This is a genomic window from Proteus sp. G2674 (assembly GCF_009915195.1).
GTDB classification, from domain to species: Bacteria; Pseudomonadota; Gammaproteobacteria; order Enterobacterales; family Enterobacteriaceae; genus Proteus; species Proteus mirabilis.
On the sequence record NZ_JAABLS010000019.1, the window covers coordinates 1 to 1982 of the forward strand.

Genomic DNA, 1982 nt, shown 5'->3' on the forward strand with positions numbered 1-1982 from the left:
GTGATAGTTGTATTAGTATCCTTGTCTTTCTTTATAAAAGAACCATTTTTATCTTTAATATATGCAGAATTACCGATCCTAATTTCCTCTTCATTTAAAGAATACATTATTGACATTACTTTATCTTTTTCTATACATTTTTTGTTACTTTTAATTTCAGTAAAACATAATCGATCGTATTTTCCTTCTTCTAAATATCCATCACCATAATTCCATATAGAAATCAAAAATAAACTATTTTTATTCTTAAATAAATCATACTTTTTATCTAAAACATCTTGATTGTTTTTCCACCATATTATTTTTCCATAATCAGTTATCGGAAAATCCTCAACCAGAATAGAGGTGGTATACGTATCTTTATGTACTCCCATGACTTTAACGGGAATAAAAAACTCATACACTACAAAAAAAATAAAAGATAGCAAAAATATGATTATTGTTATTTTATATTTAAAAACCATTATTTTGGACTCCGAATTCTTATATTAATAGTCGCTTTTATAATATATTATAATTATTTCACTCGGTAAGGAATCACTTTGAGTTATTGTGCTGGCATTCACCTGAGCATAATTAAAAATTGATGCATTAGTTAAAACAACAGTCATATATTTTTCTTGTGAACTAAAATGGTCAATAAAACAATATTAGCACAGCATAAGATTAAGCAATAAACATTTTTCACTGTATTAAAGAAAAATTATGTGTACTTTCAATCTATAGGTCAACCTAGTCAATATTTATGTGTTACACAGAGAACTTTAATACTCTATTGTGGACAATTTCACGTACAATCGAGTATTATAAAACTCTCAACCTAACACATAATATTAGTGAATTTATAGATTATGCAAAAAATGATATCTATGCAGAGCGGATAAAAAAAGCAAATATTATCTTTCTCTGCCTCGTCGCACAATATTTAGATAGTTTAAACTGCTTTCAAGACGAATTCAGACCAAAGTGATTTGGGCAACTTAAATTTTCTTAGCTTACTTTATGGAGCTTTGATTTATCACCTACTGAGCAGATCATCTTAAAAGGAAAATAGCACCACTACGTTACCGAAACGGCAACCCCGACGATAAAATATATGGCTGTATTGATGAGGAGGGCACGGAATGACCCGTTTACGCACTGTGTCAAAGCACCCAGAGCAATTAGAAACCACACCATTAGTTGCGGAAAGTCATCACTACGATGATCCTTTAGCACCTCAAAAACTGGTATTTTTAGAGGCAGTTAATCAACAGCGTTGTGTAATTAACTCACCACAGCGCAATAGCCAACTCACTAATACAATACCCTTTTTTATCGTACTTTTAGTTATGGCCTGTTATACATTTTGGGGTTTTATGGATAGGCACTCATCTAAAATGTATACATTTCAGGATACAATTAATTATAACAAAAGAATTTATGACTCATATAATGAACAAGGCAAAAGCCCTCCAAAATATTTAGATAAATATGTTCCATACTTTAACAAAGGGAAAATAAGTATATGGGCCTATATTAAGGCATATTATACCGGTGAGCTTAGCCGTAATAGCCAAGCAGAAATATTTTTAATAATTGGCTGGCTAATTTTTTTCCCCGGTTTTTTATGGCTATTTGGCTATCTCTCTTTCTTTACGCCTCCTGTGTACCTTACTGCGGATAGGCAAAGAGGAATACTGTATAGCTATGGCATGGGGAAAGTGCGTTTAACCCGCTATAAAGAGGCGCAATTTGGTTATGCGGGCAATATGTTGGCGATTAAACTATATGCCATTAATGAAAAAACAGGCCAATTAAAAACGATCCTCTATCGCCCCAATGTGTCCCACTACTCCAGTTTCCTAACCAGTACCGACAGTGAAAACCACCGTTTTATCACTTTCCTTAATGCCTATATGCAACAAGGCCGAGATGCCGTTTCATCGGTTGATTACCAAGCCCGTAAGCCCTTTTTATCTTTTGGTAAAAACCCACTTCCT

2 protein-coding genes are annotated in these 1982 nt (G+C 32.9%); one reads left to right on the forward strand and one right to left on the reverse strand.

The annotated features are described in order from the left end of the window. A partial coding sequence (locus tag GWI58_RS09595; RefSeq protein ID WP_161769129.1) for a DUF943 family protein occupies window positions 1-464 on the reverse strand: 464 nt, incomplete at its 3' end. Window positions 465-1124: 660 nt separating this feature from the next. Between GWI58_RS09595 and GWI58_RS09600 the strand changes: the two genes are divergently transcribed. Continuing rightward, the coding region (locus GWI58_RS09600; RefSeq protein ID WP_161769130.1) for a hypothetical protein at window positions 1125-1982 on the forward strand (858 nt) is incomplete at its 3' end.